The sequence below is a fragment of the Bradyrhizobium sp. IAR9 genome (genome assembly GCF_013408065.1).
In the GTDB taxonomy this organism is placed as follows: Bacteria; Pseudomonadota; Alphaproteobacteria; order Rhizobiales; family Xanthobacteraceae; genus Bradyrhizobium.
In genome coordinates this window covers 687,168-705,102 of the sequence record NZ_JACBZW010000001.1, presented here as the reverse complement: position 1 = coordinate 705,102, position 17,935 = coordinate 687,168, and the positions used below count along the sequence as shown (strand labels likewise).

The following is a 17,935-nucleotide window of genomic DNA, read 5'->3' as shown; positions in this document are numbered from 1 at the left end:
TCGCGTGCCGTTCATGCGACGCGATACTCCCTGAACTTCTCGCGCAGAGCCGATTTCAACACCTTGCCGGTCCCCGTCATCGGGAATTCGTCGAGGAATTCGACGGCGTCCGGCATCCACCAGCTCGCGACCTTCGGGCGCATGTGGTCGAGCAGCGTCTTGCCGTCGATCGTCGCGCCCTTCCTGCGGACGACGAGGAGCAGGGGACGCTCCTGCCATTTCTCATGGTTGATCGCGACCACGGCTGCCTGAAGCACATCGGGGTGAGACAAGGCGACGTCCTCGAGCTGGATCGAGGAGATCCATTCGCCGCCGGACTTGATCACGTCCTTGGAGCGGTCGGTGAGTGTGACGTGGCCCTGCGGGTCGATCACCGCCATGTCGCCGGTGATCAGCCAGCCGTCGCGGTCGAGGCCTTCCTCCAACTTCATGTAGCCGGAGGCGACCCAGGGGCCACGGGCGCGCAAATGGCCGACGGACTTGCCGTCGCGTGGCAGCTCGACGCCACTGTCGTCGACGATGCGCAAGCTCGTGCCGAAGCAGGCGCGGCCGGACACCTGGCGCCGGTCGAACTTCTCCTTGTCGGTGAGGTGCTCCGAGCCCGGCCGCAAGCCCGGCATGGAGCAGCCCAGGGCCTCGGTCATGCCCCAGGCCTGGATGTAGTCGATATTGTAGTCGCGCTTCAGCTTCTCGACCATCGCGCGCGGCGGCGCCGAGCCCGACGACAGCGTTGCCCGCAGCGTGGAGAATTTGTTGCCGGTGCGCACCAGCCAGTCGAGCAGGATCAGCCAGAAGCTCGGCACGCCCGCCGACAGCGTCACCTTCTCGCCTTCGAGCAATTCGTAGAGCTTGTCGGGCTCGTAGTTGCGGCCGGGCAGCACCAGCTTCGAGCCGGTATAGGGGGCGGTGAACGGCATGTTCCAGCCATTGCCGTGGAAGAGCGGCGCCATTGGCATCATCACCTCTCGCACGCCTTCGACATGCCCCGGCAGGAAGTCGAAATTGCAGCACGTCATGGTCTGCAGGATCGCGGCGCGGTGCGAATAGATCACGCCCTTGGGATTGCCCGTCGTGCCCGACGTATAGCAGATGGTCGAGGCGGACTTTTCGTCGAACTCCGGCCAGGTGAAGCCGGCCTCGTTTTCCTTGTCGAGAAGCTCCTCGTAGCAATGAACGTTGGCGAGCTTGGTCTCGGGCATCCGCTCGCGCGACGACATCACGACATAGGCTTCGATCGTCTTGAGCTGCGGCGCGATCGCCTCGACGATCGGCAGCGTGGCGCGGTCGATGAACAGCAGGCGGTCTTCGGCGTGATTGATGATGTAGATGAGCTGCTCGGGAAACAGTCGCGGGTTGACGGTGTGCAGCACATAGCCCATGCCCGGCGCGGCATAGAACATCTCGAAATGACGATGCGTATTCCAGGCCAGCGTGCCGACGCGATCGCCGGGATTCATGCCGAGCCGCTTCAGCGCCAGCGCCATGCGCTTGATGCGCGGATGGGCGTCGGCATAGGTGTAGCGATGGATGTCGCCTTCGATCTCGCGCGCGACGATCTCGGCCTCGCCGTGATAGTCCGCGGCATACTGGATCAGGCCGCTGATCAGAAGCGGCATGTCCATCATCAATCCCTGCATGGTCTCCTCCACGGCCACGTCGTTGCGTGGCGTTGCGCTCGTGATTTGCGCGTGAGGTTAGCGGAACGTCACGCGGCGTTCACGCAAAAAACATTGGACGCGATTGCATGCGTCACTTTTTCAGGGCTAACTGATCCGAGCTGCCGGCGAAGCAGCGTTCTCCTTGGAGGAAATGCATGTCAGCGGAAAGACACAAGACCGGTGCAGCCGGCGAACCTACCGTCGATATTGCAGCCCTCCGCGCGCGCTATCGCGACGAGCGCGACCGCCGTCTGCGTGCCGAAGGCAAGGCCCAGTATGTCGAGGTAACAGGGGAATTCGGCCGCTACCTCGACGACCCCTGGGCCGATCCCGGATTTGCGCGCGCAGCTGTCAGTGAAGAGACTGAAGTGCTCGTCGTCGGTGGCGGCTTTGGCGGGCTGCTCTGTGCCGCGCGTTTGCGCGAAGCCGGCATCGATGATTTCCGCATCGTGGAAAAGGCGGCCGACTTCGGCGGCACCTGGTACTGGAATCGCTATCCTGGCGCCGCCTGCGATACCGAGAGCTACATCTATCTGCCGCTGCTGGAAGAGACCGGCTACATGCCGGTGCGCAAATATGCGCGCGCGCCGGAGATCTACGAGCACTCCCGCCGCATCGGCCGCCATTTCGGCCTCTACGACCGCGCGCTGTTTCAGACCGTCATCTCGCGGATGGCATGGCAGGAGCAGGAGGCGCGTTGGCTGGTCGAGACCGATCGGGGCGATCGCATCCGTGCGCGCTTCGTCATTCTCGCCGGAGGTCCGCTCAGCAGACCGAAGCTGCCGGGCATTCCCGGCATCGAGACCTTCAAGGGCCACAGCTTCCATACCAGTCGGTGGGACTACGGCTACACCGGCGGCAATGCGGATGGTCTGACCGGACTTGCCGACAAGCGCGTCGGCATCATCGGCACCGGCGCCACCGCCGTGCAATGCGTGCCGCATCTCGGACGCGCTGCGAAGGAGCTCTATGTCTTCCAGCGCACACCGTCGGCGATCGGCGTGCGCGACGACCGGTCGACGGATCAAGACTGGGCGCAGAGCCTCAGGCCCGGCTGGCAGCGCGAGCGCATGGACAATTTCACCGCCGTGATCTCCGGCGAGCCGGTCGAACGGGACCTGGTGCAGGATGGCTGGACCGGTCTGCTCGGCGAGATCCTGCTGGCGCCGCGCCGTCAGCCGCAGCCGGTGACCTCGATGGAAGAGGCGCTGAAAGTCATCGAGCAGGCCGATTACCGCAAGATGGAGGAGATCCGCGCCCGCGTCGATGCGGTGGTCAAGGACACGGCGACCGCGGACGCGCTCAAGCCCTGGTACAAGGCGTTCTGCAAGCGGCCGTGCTTCCACGACGAATATCTCGATGTCTTCAATCGTCCCAACGTGCATCTCGTCGACACCAAAGGGCAGGGCGTCGAGCGCATCACCGAGAACGCCGTCGTGGCTGGCGGCAAGGCTTACGAGCTCGACTGCCTGATCTATGCCAGCGGCTTCGAGGTCGGCACCGATTACGCCCGCCGCATGGGCTTCGAGGTCTACGGCCGCGACGGCATGAGCCTGACCGAGCGCTGGCAGGGCGGCGTCAAGACGATGCATGGGTTCTACAGCCGCGGCTTTCCGAACTGCTTCCTGATCGTTACGGTGCAGGCTGGCCAGAGCGCCAACTTTCCGCACATCATCGACGAGCAGTCACAGCACATCGCCTATGTGATCGCCGAAGCGCGCAAGCGCAAAGCCCGAACGCTGGAGCCGACGCTGGCCGCGGAAAACGCCTGGGTCGAGGAGGTCGTCAAGGCCGCGCTCGGCCGCCAGACCTATCTCGCCGAATGCACGCCCGGTTACTACAACAACGAGGGCGTGTTCGATCCGATCGCGGCGAGAAACAGCCAATATTGGCGCGGGCCGGTGGCGTTCCTGCGGCTGCTCGACAAATGGCGGAAGGAAGGCAATCTGGACGGCCTGGAGTTGACCTATGGGACCGCGGCGGAGGCAGGCGGCTCTGCGTTGTCGGCTTAAGCGGCATGATCCCGCCACCCACGGGCGCCACGCGCCTCTATGTCATCGTCGGCGATCCCATCGCCCAGGTGCGCTCGCCCGCAGGCGTGACCGCAGCCTTCGCGGCCCGCGGCCATGACGGCATTCTCGTTCCGGTTCAGGTCTCGGTCGCGGATCTGCCGGATTTCCTCTCATTGGCACCGCGCCTGAAGAATCTCGACGGCCTCGTCGTGACCATCCCGCACAAATTCACCTGCTACCAGGCTTGCACGAGTGCGACGGAGCGCGCTCACTTCCTGCGCAGCGTCAACCTCATGCGCCGGCGCGCCGACGGCGCATGGCATGGCGACATGGTCGACGGCCTTGGCTTCGTCGGTGCGGCGCGGGCGAAAGGGGTCAACCCTGCGGGCCTGCGGGCGCTGCTCATCGGCGCTGGCGGCGCGGGCTCGGCCATCGCGCTCGCGCTGGTGGAGGCCGGCGTGAGCGAGCTCGCCATTCACGATAGCGCAACTGAGCGCCGCGACGCGCTGATCGGGCAACTCAACGGGCTCGGCAAGGCGCTAGTGCGGGCCGGCAGCACGGATCCCACCGGCTTTGAATTTGTCGCCAATGCGACACCGGCAGGGATGAAAGAAGGCGATCCGCTGCCGGTCGATGTGGCGCGGCTTGCGCCCTTGGCCTATTGCGGCTGTGTCATCACCAAGCCCGAAATCTCGCCCTTCATCGCGGCGGCCCGAAAGGCCGGCTGCGTGACCGGGACCGGCACGGACATGTACGAGCAGCACCAGGGGATCATGGTGGATTTCCTGCTCGGCCGTGGCGAAGGGCGGTGATCCGCCCGGATGTCAAGGCGCCCGTTGCGCTCCGCGGGGCTTGAGCGATCAAAGCCGACGTAGGATCATGCGCTCGCGCGAGCCGGTCGCGTATTTGAGGAGAGGATAAGAGGAATGACCAAGGGCAGGACCGTTGCGACGGCCATGATCGGCGCCACAGCGCTGGTGCTCTCTCTGGCGCCCCGCGCCGAGGCCGCCACCTGCGGCAACGGGCCGGGCGGGTTCGAGGCCTGGAAGCGCGAGTTCAGCGCGGAGGCGCAGGGCAAGGGCATCGGCCAGACCGCGCTCTCGGCGCTGATGCAGACCAACTACGCCAGTGCCACCATCGCGGCCGACCGCGGCCAGCGCAGCTTTTCGCTGACGCTCGACCAGTTTCTCGCCAAGCGCGGCGCCACCACCATTGTCGCCAAGGGGCGGCAGCTCAAGCAGTCTCAGGCTGCCTTGTTCGCCTCCATCCAGCAGCGCTATGGCGTCCCGCCTGGCCCGCTGATCGCGATCTGGGGCATGGAGACCGGTTTCGGCAGCCAGCGCGGCAACCAGAACATGCTGTCGTCGATCGCAACCCTGGCCTATGACTGCCGGCGTCCTGAATTCTTCACCGACCAGCTCTACGCGGCCTTGAAGCTGGTCGACCGCGGCACGCTGTCGGGGGCGACCCGCGGCTCCATGCATGGCGAAGTCGGCCAGACCCAGTTCATGCCCAAGAACATCCTGGCCTATGGCACCGGCAACCTAGAGGTGGCCGCCAACGCGCTGAACTCGACGGCGAATTTCCTCAAAGGTCATGGCTGGAAAGCAGGAGCCGGTTACCAGCCGGGCGAGCCGAATTTCGCCGCCATCGAGGCCTGGAATGCGGCCGGTGTTTATCAGAAGGCGATTGCGCTGATGGGCCGGCAGATCGATGAGGGCGGCGGAGCGGCGGCCTCGCGCTGACGAAAACCCGTCCACTTCGCTCGAAAACGCTCTTGCTCAGCAAGGCGTGATGGGCCGGCATGAGAAAGTTGTTGCCATCAGGAACCGAGGGCACGAGGTTTGCTTTGATCAGATTCAGGGCTGGGCATGAGGAGACTCAACATGGCAACCCAGATCGTGATGGACCAGACTGGCGATACGCGCCACGAGTTTGATCCTGGCAATGCCGAAGCGCTGGCGCGAGCCGAACGGCGCTTTCGGGAGCTGACCGGAGCCGGCTTCACCGCGGCCCTTCGCAACGGACCCGGCGAAGTCACTCGTATCAGATCGTTCGACCCGACCGCGCAGGAAACGCTGTTCTATCCCCGCTTGGTCGGCGGTTGATCTGAGCTGCTCATGATTACGGCGGTTTGGCTCCGCGCGCCGGCGCGTGCGCGTCTGCATGCGCTGCGTGAACTGTACCGGCGCTTCTTCGGCGAGAATACGCCGGATGCCCGTGGTCGCCGGCTGCTCTTCGATTGGCTCTCGCCCGCACAGCGCGCCCAATTCGAAGAGCACCGGTATTTCGACGTCATCGGATGCGACACCGGCAAGACCTACCGCATTCACTACGGCACCGCCGCCAATGTCCACGAAATCGACGGCGAAGGCCGCGCGACGATGGGATGGTGCTTCGTCCCGTCAGGCTTCCTGGTGCCGGGCGACGTCATGCTGGCGCAGAAGATCGCGCTCGAGACGGATGAGACAGGCGCGCTCTCTCTCGCCAACCGGTTTCCGCCGGCAACGCATTCGGAGCACTTCTACCGGCGGCCTTTCTAGCGGCTGAAATGGCGAAGCGGTCGGTGGTTAGTGGTGCGTGGTGCGGTAGGCGTCCAGCGCGTGCGCCGCGAAGACACCGGCGCTGCAAAGGGCGAGCAGGCCCGAGATCAGCTCGATCATAGCTCGTCCTCCCGTAGTGAATGGGCAACGAGGTTGCGACAGCAGGAATAGTCGTAGATCAGGTCGAGAAGGAATTGCATGGTAGCCGTCCCTGTATTTATTTTGACAACGACTTAAGCGGCGATCTGTTTCAGCGGTGTTTCGTCGCCTCGGGAAAGGGGTTTCGCCGGGAACCTCGGGGCTGGTTTTGTGCGCTGCGGTCCCGCTATTGCTGGAGCCCTTTGGCCGCCTCTTCGAAGGCGGCGCAAGACATTGCGAGGCAAAATCATGGCGCAGGTCGAATGGTTCGATGATCTGGCGATCGGAATGCGGTTTAGGTCCCCCGAGGTCGTGGTCACCGAAGCCGACATCAAGCGCTTCGCGGCCGAGTTCGATCCCCAGCCGATGCATCTCGACCACGAGGCGGCCAAGGCGACCCTGTTCAAGGGCCTTGCTGCATCGGGATGGCACACCGCGGCGATTGCCATGAACCTCGCGATCCAGACCCGCCCATTCGGCCCGCACCCGCTGATCGGCGCCGGCGTCGACGGCCTGCGCTGGACGATGCCGGTACGGCCCAATGATCGCCTGCATCTGGTCGGGGAGGTCATGAGCCTGACACCCTCGAAGTCGAAGCCGCAGGGTATTGCGCTGGTGAAATGGACCATGTTCAACCAGAGCGGCGAGGAGGTTTACACCTTCACCCCCATCGCGATCGTGCCGCGGCGAGGATAGGCACAAGCGCCGCCGTTCTGCCGGGGTAAGCCCTTGCGGCCCTCCCGCGGAGGTGGTCATCTCGGCCCGGGGAACGCGCTGGAGGCTGACATGAAACGATTCCTTCTTGCCGCTTTGCTGATCGCGACGGGCGCCTTAAGCGCCGGGCCGGCGCATGCGCAACAATCCAGGGTCGGCGACTGGACCATCGAAAAGCGCACGCAGGACACGCATTGCAATGCAAGCCGCGGCTACAAGGACAAGGATGACGAGAACCGCGACTACGTCATCGTGATCACCTATTCCGAGAAGGCGATCGTGATCGTGATGATCTACGATGGCTGGGAATGGGAGAATGTCGGCGAGATCCTTCGGGCCGATGTCGGCACTGATGATGCGGACATCATGAAGAAGGCGAAGTGGGAGGTCATGGACAAGACCACCGTGCGCGGCATCTTCGAGTACGACCAGTCGATGATGGACCGCCTGTCGAAGGCGAGGCGCCTGACGCTCGATTTCGAGGACGATGACGACGACAGTATCGAGATGCAGATACCGCGTGCCGGCGAAGCGCTGGCGGCGTTGAAGTTCTGCGAGGAGAACCGGAAATAAGTTGCCGCTGCCGGCCGTGAAAGCGGCAGGACGTCGGCAATGACGTGGTGGCAGCGAACCGGCGCGTGACTCAACGCACACAGTCCACGCGCTGTTCGCATTTATCCTAGTCTTTGGCGAAACAGTCCAAGCCGCACCCTGCGGTTGACGTTACGCAAGGACGATGTTCGATATTCCAGCATCTGGCTGCAACGTTTTTTCCTCGTCGAAGGCGGCAATTGACCGGCCCGTCTTCTCCGTCAGTTCCCGGATCGCGGGCTCTCCGTCCCGGACGGGCCGCACGCAGATGGCGTCGCCCGTCCGATGACGACCCACCAGGCAAACCGGTTCTCGTCTCTGATCGGCGAGATCTACGACGCGGCGGTTGACCCCGCCTTGCGCAGCGGCGCGTTGGAGCAGGTTTCGCAGTTCGTCGGTGGTTGCGCCGCGATGATCCTGTCCAGGGATTCAGCGCGGCTTTCGATCGAGATTCACCAGCATTTTGGAACCGACGCCCGCTTCCGTCAGCTTTATCGCGACCGGTATGTGGAGCTCGATCCTCTGCTCGACCGTCATCTCACCCTCGCGCCCGAACAGACGATCGGCGTGACCGACATCATGCCCCATGCGGACTTCCTCGAGACGAGCTTCCACCGCGAGTGGGTGGAGCCACAAGGGGCGATAGACCTTGCGACTGTCGCGCTCGAGAAGACGGCCGCGCGCACCACGATCCTGCAGGTGCTGCGCCATCGCTCCCGCGGAACCGTTGACGAGGCGATGCGCGAGCGCATGCGGCTGCTCGCTCCGCACATCCATCGGTCGCAGATCATGGGCCGGCAGATCAGGGCACGCTCGCACACGGTGGACGACCTTGCCGACGTCCTCGACGGATTGAATACGGCGATCTGCCTGCTCGACGCGGACGGCCGGGTCGTCCATGCCAATGCGGCGTGCCGTCAGCTGTTCGCCGATGCCAATCTGCTTGCGATCGTCGGCGACCGGATCGTGGCCCGCAACACCCGAACCGACAAATTATTCCGCGGCCTGTGCGAATTCGATGAAGGCACACATTCCGCCGCTCGTCGTCAGATCGAACTTGCGACGTCGGCCGATGGGCAGCATTATCTGCTCCATGCTTTTCCGCTGAAGCGGGATCGCAGCCTGCCAAGGGACGTTGCAGCCACGATGCTCTTCGTTCAAAGAGCTTCCATGCTGCCGCTGCTCGCAGCCGACGCGATCGCCGCAGCCTTCAGGCTGACGCCGTCCGAATTGCGCGTGCTGATGGCGATCATCGAGATCGGCGGTGTCCCCGACATCGCCGCAAAACTAGGCATCGCCGAGACGACGGTGAAGACGCATCTCGGTCGCCTGTTCGAGAAGACGGGCGCCGGCAGGCAGGCTGATCTGGTGAAGATCGCCGCCGGCTTTGCCGTGCCGTTCGCGCGGCGAACGAGCGGCGATGACGGCGCCGCGTGATTCATTTCACATGCCTCGATGTGACGTGCCGCGTTCTCAATCCATTGTGATGATCGGCGCTCGCGGGTCATCCGAATGCAGGACGCGAGTCATTCAGGACTTTCGTATATCGCGCTTCTGATAATTGAAGAGCAGCGAGCGCCGCGAAGCTTGCCACAACGGCACCGAACGCGCGTCTGAGAAAACGACAGCGTGTGGCCGGTCTGCTCGTCGGCTGGAGAGATTGCAGTGAGCAGCATGGTTGATTTTTCCGTTCTCAATGTTTCAACGAACGAAATTCCCGAAAACGAGCGCATCCCGTTGCTTCGCGATTTCTACTGCCGCGGGGTGCTGAAGGCGGAGGTCGAGGCAAGGGAAGGAAAGCCGGCCGCGGCGAGCTTCACCTCTCATGTCTTGCCCGAAGCCCAGTTGTTGATCGGGGGCCTGTGCGGAGCGCGGGTCATTCGCACCAAGCAACTGGTGGCCGACGGCGACGACAGCCTCGCCCTGATCGTGAACAGGTCCGGCGTTCTCGGCATATCCGAGCGGGGGCACGATCTGAGGCTTCATGCAGGGGAGGCGGTGTTGACGAGCGCGGAGGACGTCACGACGTTCGAGCGGCTGTCGCTGGGAAGCTGCTTCTCGCTGCGCGTGCCGAGGCGCGTGTTGGCGCCGATGATCGTGGACGTCGACGATGCCGTGATGCGCGTCATGCCGGAAAGCTCCGCCGGACTGAGGCTGCTGGTCGACTACGCGGTAACGCTGGTGCGGGAGAAGGCGTTCGTGACGCCCGTGCTGCGGCAGCTCGGGGTCGGGCATCTGCACGATCTGCTGGCGCTCGTCCTTGGTGCCACCGGTGAAGCGCGGGAGCTGGCCGGACGGCGCGGCGTCAAGGCGGCGCGGCTCCAGAAGGCGAAAGTCTCCATCGCCAACAATTGCTGGCGGCAGGATCTGTCGGTGGCCTCGGTCGCCCAGGAACTCGGCGTGACGCCGCGCTATCTCCAGCGCCTGTTCGAGGCCGACGGCAAGACGTTCTCCTCATTCCTGATCGAGCAACGCGTCAAGCGCGCGCATCGCATGCTGCGGGAGCCCGGATACGCCGAGCGAACGGTGAGCTCGATCGCCTACGATGTCGGCTTCGGCGATCTCTCTTATTTCAACCGCTGTTTCCGGCGAACCTATAACGCGACGCCGAGCGACATCAGGAGCGGCGAAATGCCGTGACCGCGCGCGACTGAATTGCAGCCAACTGCCGATTTCAGCCAGCAGACAGGGGTCCGTGATCCTTGATTGCGAAGCCATGACCCAAGCGTTGCGTGCGGCATCCGCAGCCGGAGTATTGAATGCGCCGTTTCTTTTTCGACCTCCTGGTCGGCAACATCGTGAAGATCGACCCGGGCGGCATGGTGTTCGAATGTGCGGAAGCGACATTCGTGGTGGCCAACGAGATGGCAAGCCATCTCTTCGTCTGGCGTGATGATCTGCGTGACCGCGACGCCTGGATCCGCGTCAGGGACAACAGCGGCCGCGAAATCTATCGCGCCCCGGTCTGGTCGGAATGCGCGGAGAAGCAGGGCTGGGACCAGGCGTGAGCGCCGCTTCGGTGCAGCAACTCTGCACCAGTTCGACGCGAGGCGCATTCATCGGCGCGGTGGCCGGCCTCGGCTTCGACTACCGCACCGGGGCCAATTTGTCCGTGTTCGGCGCGGTCGAGGGCATGATGATGTCCGACCAGAGCCGCACCGGCACGGCCAAGGGTGGCGTTCGCGTCGCGTTCTGAGCCGGCATCAGCCCTGGCGGCTCGAACGCGATGCCCGCCGGCCGGGCTCCATCTGCCCGGCCGGCGCCTCCTCCGATCGGAGGATGTCGCATGCTACGGTTGTGTTAGGCTCGCCGGCATTGATCATTCAGTGCCATTTTGAGCCATGCACGGATCGCAAAAGCTGCCAGATCTCGTCGAGTCCATCTACGATCCCTCGCTGTGGAATAACGCGGTGGCCGGCATCCGGGATTTCGTCGGCGGCCAGGCCTGCGGGCTGTTCTCGAAGGATTCGATCAGCAAATCCGGTGTCACGCATTACTATTGCGGAGCGGACCCGCACTACATCCAGCTCTATGCCGAGACCCATTCGAAGTTCGACCCGCTGACGGTGCTGCCGCCACACGGCAAGATTGTGAGCATTCCGGATCTCGTCAATTTCGAAGAATACCGGCGCGGGCGCTTCTACCAGGAATGGATGCAGCCGCAGGGGTGCAGCGACGCGGCCAATGTCGTGCTCGAGATGTCGAATGCGAATTGCCCGGTGATGATGACCGTGCTGTCGGGCCGCCGCATGGTCGATCGCGGCATGAAGCAGCGCCTCTCGCTGCTGGTGCCGCACGCCAGCCGCGCGCTGCTGATCAACCGCGCCATGACCGCGCAACTGACGCTGGCGACGGCACTTGCTGATGTCCTCGACAGTTTGACGGTCGGGATCTTCCTGCTCGACGGCCTCTGCCGCCTGGTGCATGCGAATTCGGCCGGTCAGGTCCTGCTCGCGGCCGATGATGTGGTCCGGTCCGTTGCCGGGCAACTCGTGACCGGCAGCGCTGAAGCCAATCAGACCCTGCGCAAGGCGTTTGCGGACCATCGCGACGGTGCAATGCTTGCGGCGAGCGGTCATGCGATTCCGCTGTCGTCCGCCACCGGCGAGCGTTATGTCGCTCACATGCTGCCGTTGTCGTCCCTGCTGCGCAATGGCAGCGAGCGCGTGGTCGATGCCGCCGGTGCGCTGCTTGTGCGCAAGGTGTCGCTCGGCGGACAGTCCTGTGGCGAATTGATCGCGCGGACTTTCGAGCTGACGCCGGCGGAGCTCCGTGTGTTCCTGTCGATCGTCGAGGTCGGCGGCATCCCCGAGACGGCGGCAGCGCTCGCTATCGCAGAGACGACTGCGAAAACGCATCTGCATCGCGTCTTTGCCAAGACCGGCGTGTCCCGGCAGGCCGATCTCGTCAAGCTCGCCGCGGGTTTTGCCAATCCGCTCGTCCACTGAAGATCGCCGTCGGCGTTGAACCTTTTTCTCCCGCGACAGACTCACAGGAGCCGCCGGGCACGAAGAAATCCGCAAATCTTCGAATTTGACCATTGGCTCTTCCGATGCCCCGACTTCCAAGACATTCCGAGCTGATCGAGAGCATCTATGATGCCGGGCTCCACCCTGAGTTGTGGACCGAGGTCGTCGTCATGCTCAATGCCTTCATCGGCAGCCAGGCCTGCGGCCTGATTTCGAAGGATACGGTCAGCAAGTCCGGCGCGACCCATTATTATTGCGGGGTCGATCCGCACTACATCCAGCTCTATTCAGAAACCTACTCCCGGTACGATCCGCTCGCCCGGCTTCCCGGATATGGCGAGGTGCGCAACATCCCGGACCTCGTGAATTTCGACGAGTACCGCCGCGGGCGATTCTACCAGGAATGGCTGCAGCCCCAGGGCTGCGTCGACGTCGCCAACGTGGTGCTGGAGCAATCGAAGTCGCCGTGCCCGATGTTGCTGACCGTCATCCCGGGCAGGGAGATGCTCGATGCCGAGCAGCGCGCGCGAATGCAGTTCCTGGTCCCGCATGCGAGTCGGGCGCTGATGATCAACCGCGCGATCGAGCGGAAGCAGCAACGCGCGACCGCACTGGCCGACGTCGTGGATCGCCTGAATGCCGGCGTCATCCTGCTCGATGCGGCCTGTCGGATCGTCCACAGCAATCCGGCGGCCGAGACGATCCTGGCCGCAGACGATGTCCTGCGCTCCATCTCGGGCCGGCTGGTGACGAGATCCTCCGAGGCCAATCTGGCCCTCCGCAATATCTTCCGCGATCCGGGAGAGGTGGCTCTGGCTGCGGCCGAAGGTCGAAAGATCCCTCTGACGTCGCACGACGGTTCGCACTACGTCGCGCATGTGATTGCGCTGCCCTCGCTGCTGCGTGATGGCGCGGCCGAGCGCACCTCGGCCGTTGGAGCCTTGCTGGTCTGGAAGGCGGAACTCGACAGCCGCTCATGTGCCGGCCTGATCGACCGCACGTTCGAACTGACGCCCGCGGAACTGAGGGTTCTGCAATCGATCGTCGAGGTCGGCGGTGTGCCGGAGACGGCGGCCGCCCTCGGGATCGCCGAGACCACGGTGAAGACGCATCTGCATCGTGTCTTTGCCAAGACCGGTGTGTCCCGTCAGGCCGATCTGGTCAAGCTTGCGGCGGGATTTTCCAATCCGCTTCTGCACTGACGCGCACGCGCCTCGCGTCGCTCTTCGCGGCAGCACGGGGATAGGTTCAAACAGAGACATCATTAGAAAGTTATCGCGCGTCATTCGATCGAATGACGCGTTTTTTTGCGTTTCCTTCTACAGACGCGTCACACGATTTCTTGTTCGACGTATCAGGCTTCTTTGTGAAGCAACTCACAGCAGGCTGGAGTGAATCTCACCATTCTCGCGCACAGGTTGAGAGGAGGTCGTTATGCGAAGGACGTCACTTGCGATGGCCGATAGGTTCCGCGACATCGTCGCTCGCGTCGGCGCCGTGTTTCGCGAGCAGCGCAAGATCGACGCGCAACGCGCATTGCAACGCTATCACCACTTGCTGTCCCAGCCCGGCGAAGCATTGCCTTTGAACGAAATCATTCCGGTCAGCAAGCAAGAGGATGTTTCAGGAAATGCCCACGGATTTGATGCGCGCGAGCGCGCCGCCGGCGAGCCCGCCTACGAGCGCGCGTAATTTCAACATCGTCGCGATCGCGCTGACCGGGGCGCTCGTCGCTCTTCAGCTGGTCGGGCTGGCGCTTCTGGAACGATCCCACGCCCACGCGATGCAAATGTCGTTTCCGCGCGAGGCGGCCGCATGCACCGAGAGCCCGGATGCTGTCGTTCCGCAGATCCCCTATGATTGACCGGAGGACGGTCCGTGCCTGACGTCACGACTCTGATTCTGCTTAGCGTTGCCGTATTCGCTGGCGCCTTCGTATCAGGACTCTCGGGTTTCGCGTTTTCGGCCGTCGCGGGCGCAATCCTGCTGCGGGTGTTTCAGCCGCTCGAAGCCGTGCCGCTGATGATGGCGTGCAGCATCGGCGTGCAGGCGACCAATCTGTGGGCGCTCCGGCGCAGCATCCGCTGGGAGGGCAGTCTGCTGCTGATCGTCGGCGGATTGATCGGTGTGCCCATCGCGGTGTCGCTGTTGCAGAGCGCGGATACGCATCTGCTCAGGCGCGGCTTCGGCATCATCGTCGCGCTCTATGCGGCCTATATGCTGCTGCGGCCGACGCTGGTGACGGCAGGCGAGGCGGTCGGCCGGCACTGGGTGGCGCTGATCGGATTTGGGGGAGGGCTCGTCGGCGGGCTCACCGCGATGCCGGGCGCGATCCCGACGATCTGGTGCGACATGCGCGGCATGCCCAAGAGCGAGCAGCGCGGCCTGGTGCAGCCCTTCATCGCGGCAATGCAGCTGTTTGCCATCGCGCTGCTGGTCGGGCATCAGGACCTGTCGTCAAAGGTCTTCGTCGACCTTGCCGTCAGCCTGCCGGCGTTGTTCGCCGGCTCGGCGCTCGGCGTGATCGCCTTCCACCGGGTCAACGAGACGGTCTTTCGCAAGACCGTGCTCGTTCTGTTGCTCGTGTCGGGGATATCCCTGATCTAGTGTCCTTGGACTTCGTGAAGTCCCTGGACCGGCGCCGCGCTGATGTCGCTGCCGTGATGCACCAGCGGCTTGTTACCGGTCACGGTCCGCAGCAGCACATAGAACACCGGCGTCAGGAACAGGCCGAACACGGTGACGCCGATCATGCCGGAGAACACGGCCACGCCCATGGCTCGCCGCATCTCCGAGCCCGCGCCGGTCGACAGCACCAGCGGCAGCACGCCCATGATGAAGGCCATCGACGTCATCAGGATCGGGCGAAGCCTTAAGCGGCTCGCCTCGATCGCGGCGCGGATCGGCGTGCGCCCGGCGAATTCGAGCTCACGCGCGAACTCGACGATCAGGATCGCGTTCTTGGCCGAGAGTCCCACGAGAACGATCAGGCCGATCTGGGTGAAGACGTTGTTGTCGCCCTTGGAGATCCAGACGCCGAACATGGCGGCGAGCAGGCCCATCGGCACGATCATGATGATCGAAAGCGGCAGGGTCAGGCTCTCGTAGAGCGCGGCCAGCACCAGAAACACCAGCAGGATCGCCAGCGGAAACACCCAGAGACCGGAATTGCCCGCGATGAACTCCTGATAGGTCAGGTCGGTCCACTCGAAGGCAAAGCCGGGTGGCAACGTCTCCGCCGCGATCCGGGTTGCCGCCTCCTGCGCCTGGCCCGACGAGAAGCCGGGCGCGGCGGCGGCGTTGATGTCGGACGACAGAAAACCGTTGTAGCGGATCGCGCGCTCCGGTCCCGCGCTCTGGCGGATATTGAGCAGCGCCGACAATGGCACCATGTCGCCCGAGGACGAACGCACCTTCAACTGCCTGATGTCGTCGGCGCGTGCACGGAACGGCGCGTCGGCCTGCACATAGACCGAATAGGTGCGGCCGAACTTGTTGAAGTCGTTGACGTAGTAGGACCCGAGATAGATCTGCAGCGTGTTGAACACCTCAGTCACGGGCACGCCAAGCTGCAGCGCCTTGGTGCGGTCGATGTCGGCGAAGAGCTGGGGCACGTTGACCTGGAAGCTCGAGAACACGCCGGCGATCTCCGGCGCCTTCTGCATCGCCGCCATGAACGCTTTCGTCGCTTCGTTCAGCGCCTCATAGCCGAGGCCGGCGCGGTCCTCGATCTGGAGCTTGAAGCCGCCGATGGTGCCGAGGCCGTTGACCGGCGGCGGCGGGAACATGGCGATGAAGGCCTCCTGGATGCCGGCGTATTTCTTGTTCAGGTCGGCCGCGATGGCATTCCCGCTCAGGGCCGGGCCCTTGCGCTCGTCGAATGGCTTCAGCGTCGAGAACACGATGCCGGCATTGGACGAGTTGGTGAATCCGGAGATCGACAGGCCGGGGAAGGCCACGGAACTCTCGACGCCAGGCTGGGTCAGCGCGACGTCGCTCATCTTGCGGATCACCTCTTCGGTGCGGTCGAGCGTTGCGCCATCGGGCAGGCGTGCGAAGCCGACCAGATATTGCTTGTCCTGGCCCGGCACGAAGCCGCTCGGCACCTGCTGGAACAAGAGGGCGGTGAGGCCGACCAGGACCACGTAGAGCCCCATCACCGCGGCCTTGCCCGAGATCACCTTGGTGACGGTGCCGCTGTAATTGTCCGAGGAGCGCGTGAAGGCCTTGTTGAAGCCGCGGAAGAACCAGCCAAGGCTCTTTTCCATGATGAGCGTCAGCCGGTCCTTCGGCTCGTTGTGGCCCTTGAGCAGCAGCGCCGACAGCGCCGGCGACAGTGTCAGCGAGTTGACCGCCGAGATCACGGTCGAGATCGCGATGGTCAGTGCGAACTGCTTGTAGAACTGCCCGGTGAGGCCGGAGATGAAGGCCAGCGGCACGAACACCGCGATCAGCACCATGGCGATGGCGATGATCGGACCCGACACCTCGCGCATGGCCTGATAGGTGGCGCCGCGCGGCGACAACCCGGCCTCGATGTTGCGCTCGACATTCTCGACCACGACGATGGCGTCGTCGACGACGATGCCGATCGCGAGCACGAGACCGAACAGGCTAAGCGCGTTGATGGAGAAGCCGAACACGTGCATCACCGCGAACGTGCCGACGATCGACACCGGCACGGCCAGCAGCGGGATGATCGAGGCCCGCCAGGTCTGGAGGAACAGGATCACCACCAGCACCACCAGCGCGATCGCTTCGAGCAGCGTGTGGATGACGGCCTCGATCGAGGAGCGTACGAACTGGGTGGGGTCGTAGACGATCTGGTAGGACACGCCTTCCGGCATGTTCTTCTTGATTTCGGCCATGGTGGCGCGGACGTTGTCGGAAATCTGCAGCGCGTTGGAGCCCGGCGCCTGGAAGATCGGAATCGCGACCGCCTGCTTGTTGTCGAGCAGCGAGCGCAGGCCATATTGCGAGGCGCCGAGCTCGATCCGCGCGACGTCGCGCAGCCGCACGACCTCGCCGCGCGTGCCGGTCTTGACCACGATGTCGCCGAACTGCTCTTCGCTGGACAGCCGGCCTTCCGCATTGACGGACAGTTGCAGGTCGATGCCCTGCACGTTCGGGGAGGAGCCGACGACTCCGGCGGCGGCCTCGACGTTCTGCGCCTGGATCGATTTGACGATGTCGCTCGCGGTCAGGCCGTGCTCGGCCGCCTTCTGCGGATCGACCCAGACCCGCATCGAATAGTCGCCGGCGCCGTAGAGCTGGACGTCGCCGACGCCGTCGATCCGCGCCAGCCGGTCCTTGACGTTGAGCACCGCGTAGTTGCGCAAATACGTCATGTCGTAGCGGCCGTTCGGCGACAACAGATGCACGACCATGGTGAGGTCGGGCGAGGACTTCTTGGTGACGATGCCGAGCTGGCGCACCACGGCCGGGAGGCGCGGCTCGGCCTGCTGCACGCGGTTCTGCACCAGCTGCGTCGCCTTGTCGGGGTCGGTGCCGAGGCGGAACGTCACCGTCAGCGTCATCGCGCCGTCGGTGGTCGCCTGGCTCGACATGTAAAGCATGTTCTCGACGCCGTTGATCTGCTCCTCGATCGGGGTCGCTACCGTCTCTGCGATCACCTTGGGATTGGCGCCGGGATAGGTGGCGCGCACCAGGACCGATGGCGGCACCACGTCCGGATATTCCGAGATCGGCATTGCGAACAGCGAGATCAGGCCGGCAAGGAAAATCAGGACCGACAGCACGCCGGCAAAAATCGGACGATCGATGAAGAATTTTGAGAGATTCATGGCTTT

18 protein-coding genes are annotated in these 17,935 nt (G+C 64.0%); 16 read left to right on the top strand and 2 right to left on the bottom strand.

The window, feature by feature from the left end:
• Positions 1-11 precede the first annotated feature (11 nt).
• A complete protein-coding gene (locus GGD67_RS03430) occupies positions 12-1,637 on the bottom strand; it encodes a long-chain fatty acid--CoA ligase (RefSeq protein ID WP_179730895.1) in 1,626 nt (541 codons plus the stop codon).
• Between the two features lie 176 nt (positions 1,638-1,813).
• On the opposite strand from GGD67_RS03430, the gene GGD67_RS03425 reads away from it, so the two are divergent.
• The 16 genes from GGD67_RS03425 to GGD67_RS03350 all read left to right on the top strand — a co-directional run bounded on the left by GGD67_RS03425 (position 1,814) and on the right by GGD67_RS03350 (position 14,732).
• On the top strand, positions 1,814-3,670 hold the full coding sequence (locus tag GGD67_RS03425; RefSeq protein ID WP_179730893.1) for an NAD(P)/FAD-dependent oxidoreductase: 1,857 nt from the start codon (positions 1,814-1,816) through the stop codon (positions 3,668-3,670).
• A 5-nt stretch (positions 3,671-3,675) separates the two neighbouring features.
• Positions 3,676-4,482, top strand: coding sequence for a shikimate dehydrogenase family protein (locus GGD67_RS03420; RefSeq protein WP_018319781.1), 807 nt, complete (start codon positions 3,676-3,678; stop codon positions 4,480-4,482).
• A gap of 114 nt (positions 4,483-4,596) precedes the next feature.
• Positions 4,597-5,415, top strand: coding sequence for a lytic transglycosylase domain-containing protein (locus GGD67_RS03415; RefSeq protein ID WP_018319782.1), 819 nt, complete (start codon positions 4,597-4,599; stop codon positions 5,413-5,415).
• A gap of 141 nt (positions 5,416-5,556) precedes the next feature.
• The gene (locus GGD67_RS03410; RefSeq protein ID WP_018319783.1) at positions 5,557-5,778 is read left to right on the top strand and encodes a hypothetical protein; all 222 of its coding nucleotides are present in this window, start codon (positions 5,557-5,559) and stop codon (positions 5,776-5,778) included.
• Positions 5,779-5,790: 12 nt separating this feature from the next.
• Positions 5,791-6,213 carry a hypothetical protein gene (locus GGD67_RS03405; protein WP_018319784.1) on the top strand — a complete coding sequence of 141 codons (423 nt, stop codon included), beginning with the start codon at positions 5,791-5,793 and terminating at the stop codon, positions 6,211-6,213.
• Positions 6,214-6,600: 387 nt separating this feature from the next.
• Positions 6,601-7,047, top strand: a complete 447-nt coding sequence (locus GGD67_RS03400; protein WP_018319786.1) for a MaoC family dehydratase — start codon at positions 6,601-6,603, stop codon at positions 7,045-7,047.
• Positions 7,048-7,137: 90 nt separating this feature from the next.
• On the top strand, positions 7,138-7,638 hold the full coding sequence (locus GGD67_RS03395) for a hypothetical protein (RefSeq protein WP_018319787.1): 501 nt from the start codon (positions 7,138-7,140) through the stop codon (positions 7,636-7,638).
• 303 nt (positions 7,639-7,941) lie between these two features.
• Positions 7,942-9,093: a LuxR C-terminal-related transcriptional regulator gene (locus GGD67_RS03390; protein ID WP_179730891.1), complete on the top strand. Its 1,152-nt coding sequence runs from the start codon at positions 7,942-7,944 to the stop codon at positions 9,091-9,093.
• Positions 9,094-9,330: 237 nt separating this feature from the next.
• On the top strand, positions 9,331-10,296 hold the full coding sequence (locus GGD67_RS03385; RefSeq protein ID WP_179731418.1) for an AraC family transcriptional regulator: 966 nt from the start codon (positions 9,331-9,333) through the stop codon (positions 10,294-10,296).
• 119 nt (positions 10,297-10,415) lie between these two features.
• Positions 10,416-10,664 carry a DUF6894 family protein gene (locus GGD67_RS03380; RefSeq protein WP_018319790.1) on the top strand — a complete coding sequence of 83 codons (249 nt, stop codon included), beginning with the start codon at positions 10,416-10,418 and terminating at the stop codon, positions 10,662-10,664.
• Positions 10,661-10,852: a hypothetical protein gene (locus tag GGD67_RS03375; protein ID WP_179730888.1), complete on the top strand. Its 192-nt coding sequence runs from the start codon at positions 10,661-10,663 to the stop codon at positions 10,850-10,852. The genes GGD67_RS03380 and GGD67_RS03375 overlap by 4 nt, the downstream gene beginning before the upstream one ends.
• Positions 10,853-10,997: 145 nt before the next feature.
• Entirely contained in the window at positions 10,998-12,104 is a 1,107-nt protein-coding gene (locus GGD67_RS03370; RefSeq protein WP_179730885.1) for a helix-turn-helix transcriptional regulator, read from the top strand.
• 104 nt (positions 12,105-12,208) lie between these two features.
• Complete coding sequence (locus tag GGD67_RS03365; protein ID WP_179730883.1) at positions 12,209-13,327, top strand: helix-turn-helix transcriptional regulator; 1,119 nt, start codon at positions 12,209-12,211, stop codon at positions 13,325-13,327.
• A gap of 253 nt (positions 13,328-13,580) precedes the next feature.
• Positions 13,581-13,817 (top strand): hypothetical protein, encoded by a 237-nt coding sequence (locus tag GGD67_RS03360; protein WP_246784225.1) that lies wholly within the window; start codon positions 13,581-13,583, stop codon positions 13,815-13,817.
• Positions 13,771-13,989, top strand: coding sequence for a hypothetical protein (locus GGD67_RS03355; RefSeq protein ID WP_246790724.1), 219 nt, complete (start codon positions 13,771-13,773; stop codon positions 13,987-13,989). The genes GGD67_RS03360 and GGD67_RS03355 overlap by 47 nt, the downstream gene beginning before the upstream one ends.
• A gap of 14 nt (positions 13,990-14,003) precedes the next feature.
• Complete coding sequence (locus GGD67_RS03350; protein ID WP_018319795.1) at positions 14,004-14,732, top strand: sulfite exporter TauE/SafE family protein; 729 nt, start codon at positions 14,004-14,006, stop codon at positions 14,730-14,732.
• Here GGD67_RS03350 and GGD67_RS03345 read toward each other — a convergent pair.
• Positions 14,729-17,929: an efflux RND transporter permease subunit gene (locus GGD67_RS03345; RefSeq protein ID WP_179730877.1), complete on the bottom strand. Its 3,201-nt coding sequence runs from the start codon at positions 17,927-17,929 to the stop codon at positions 14,729-14,731. The two genes, GGD67_RS03350 and GGD67_RS03345, sit on opposite strands and share 4 nt — an antisense overlap.
• Positions 17,930-17,935 lie beyond the last annotated feature (6 nt).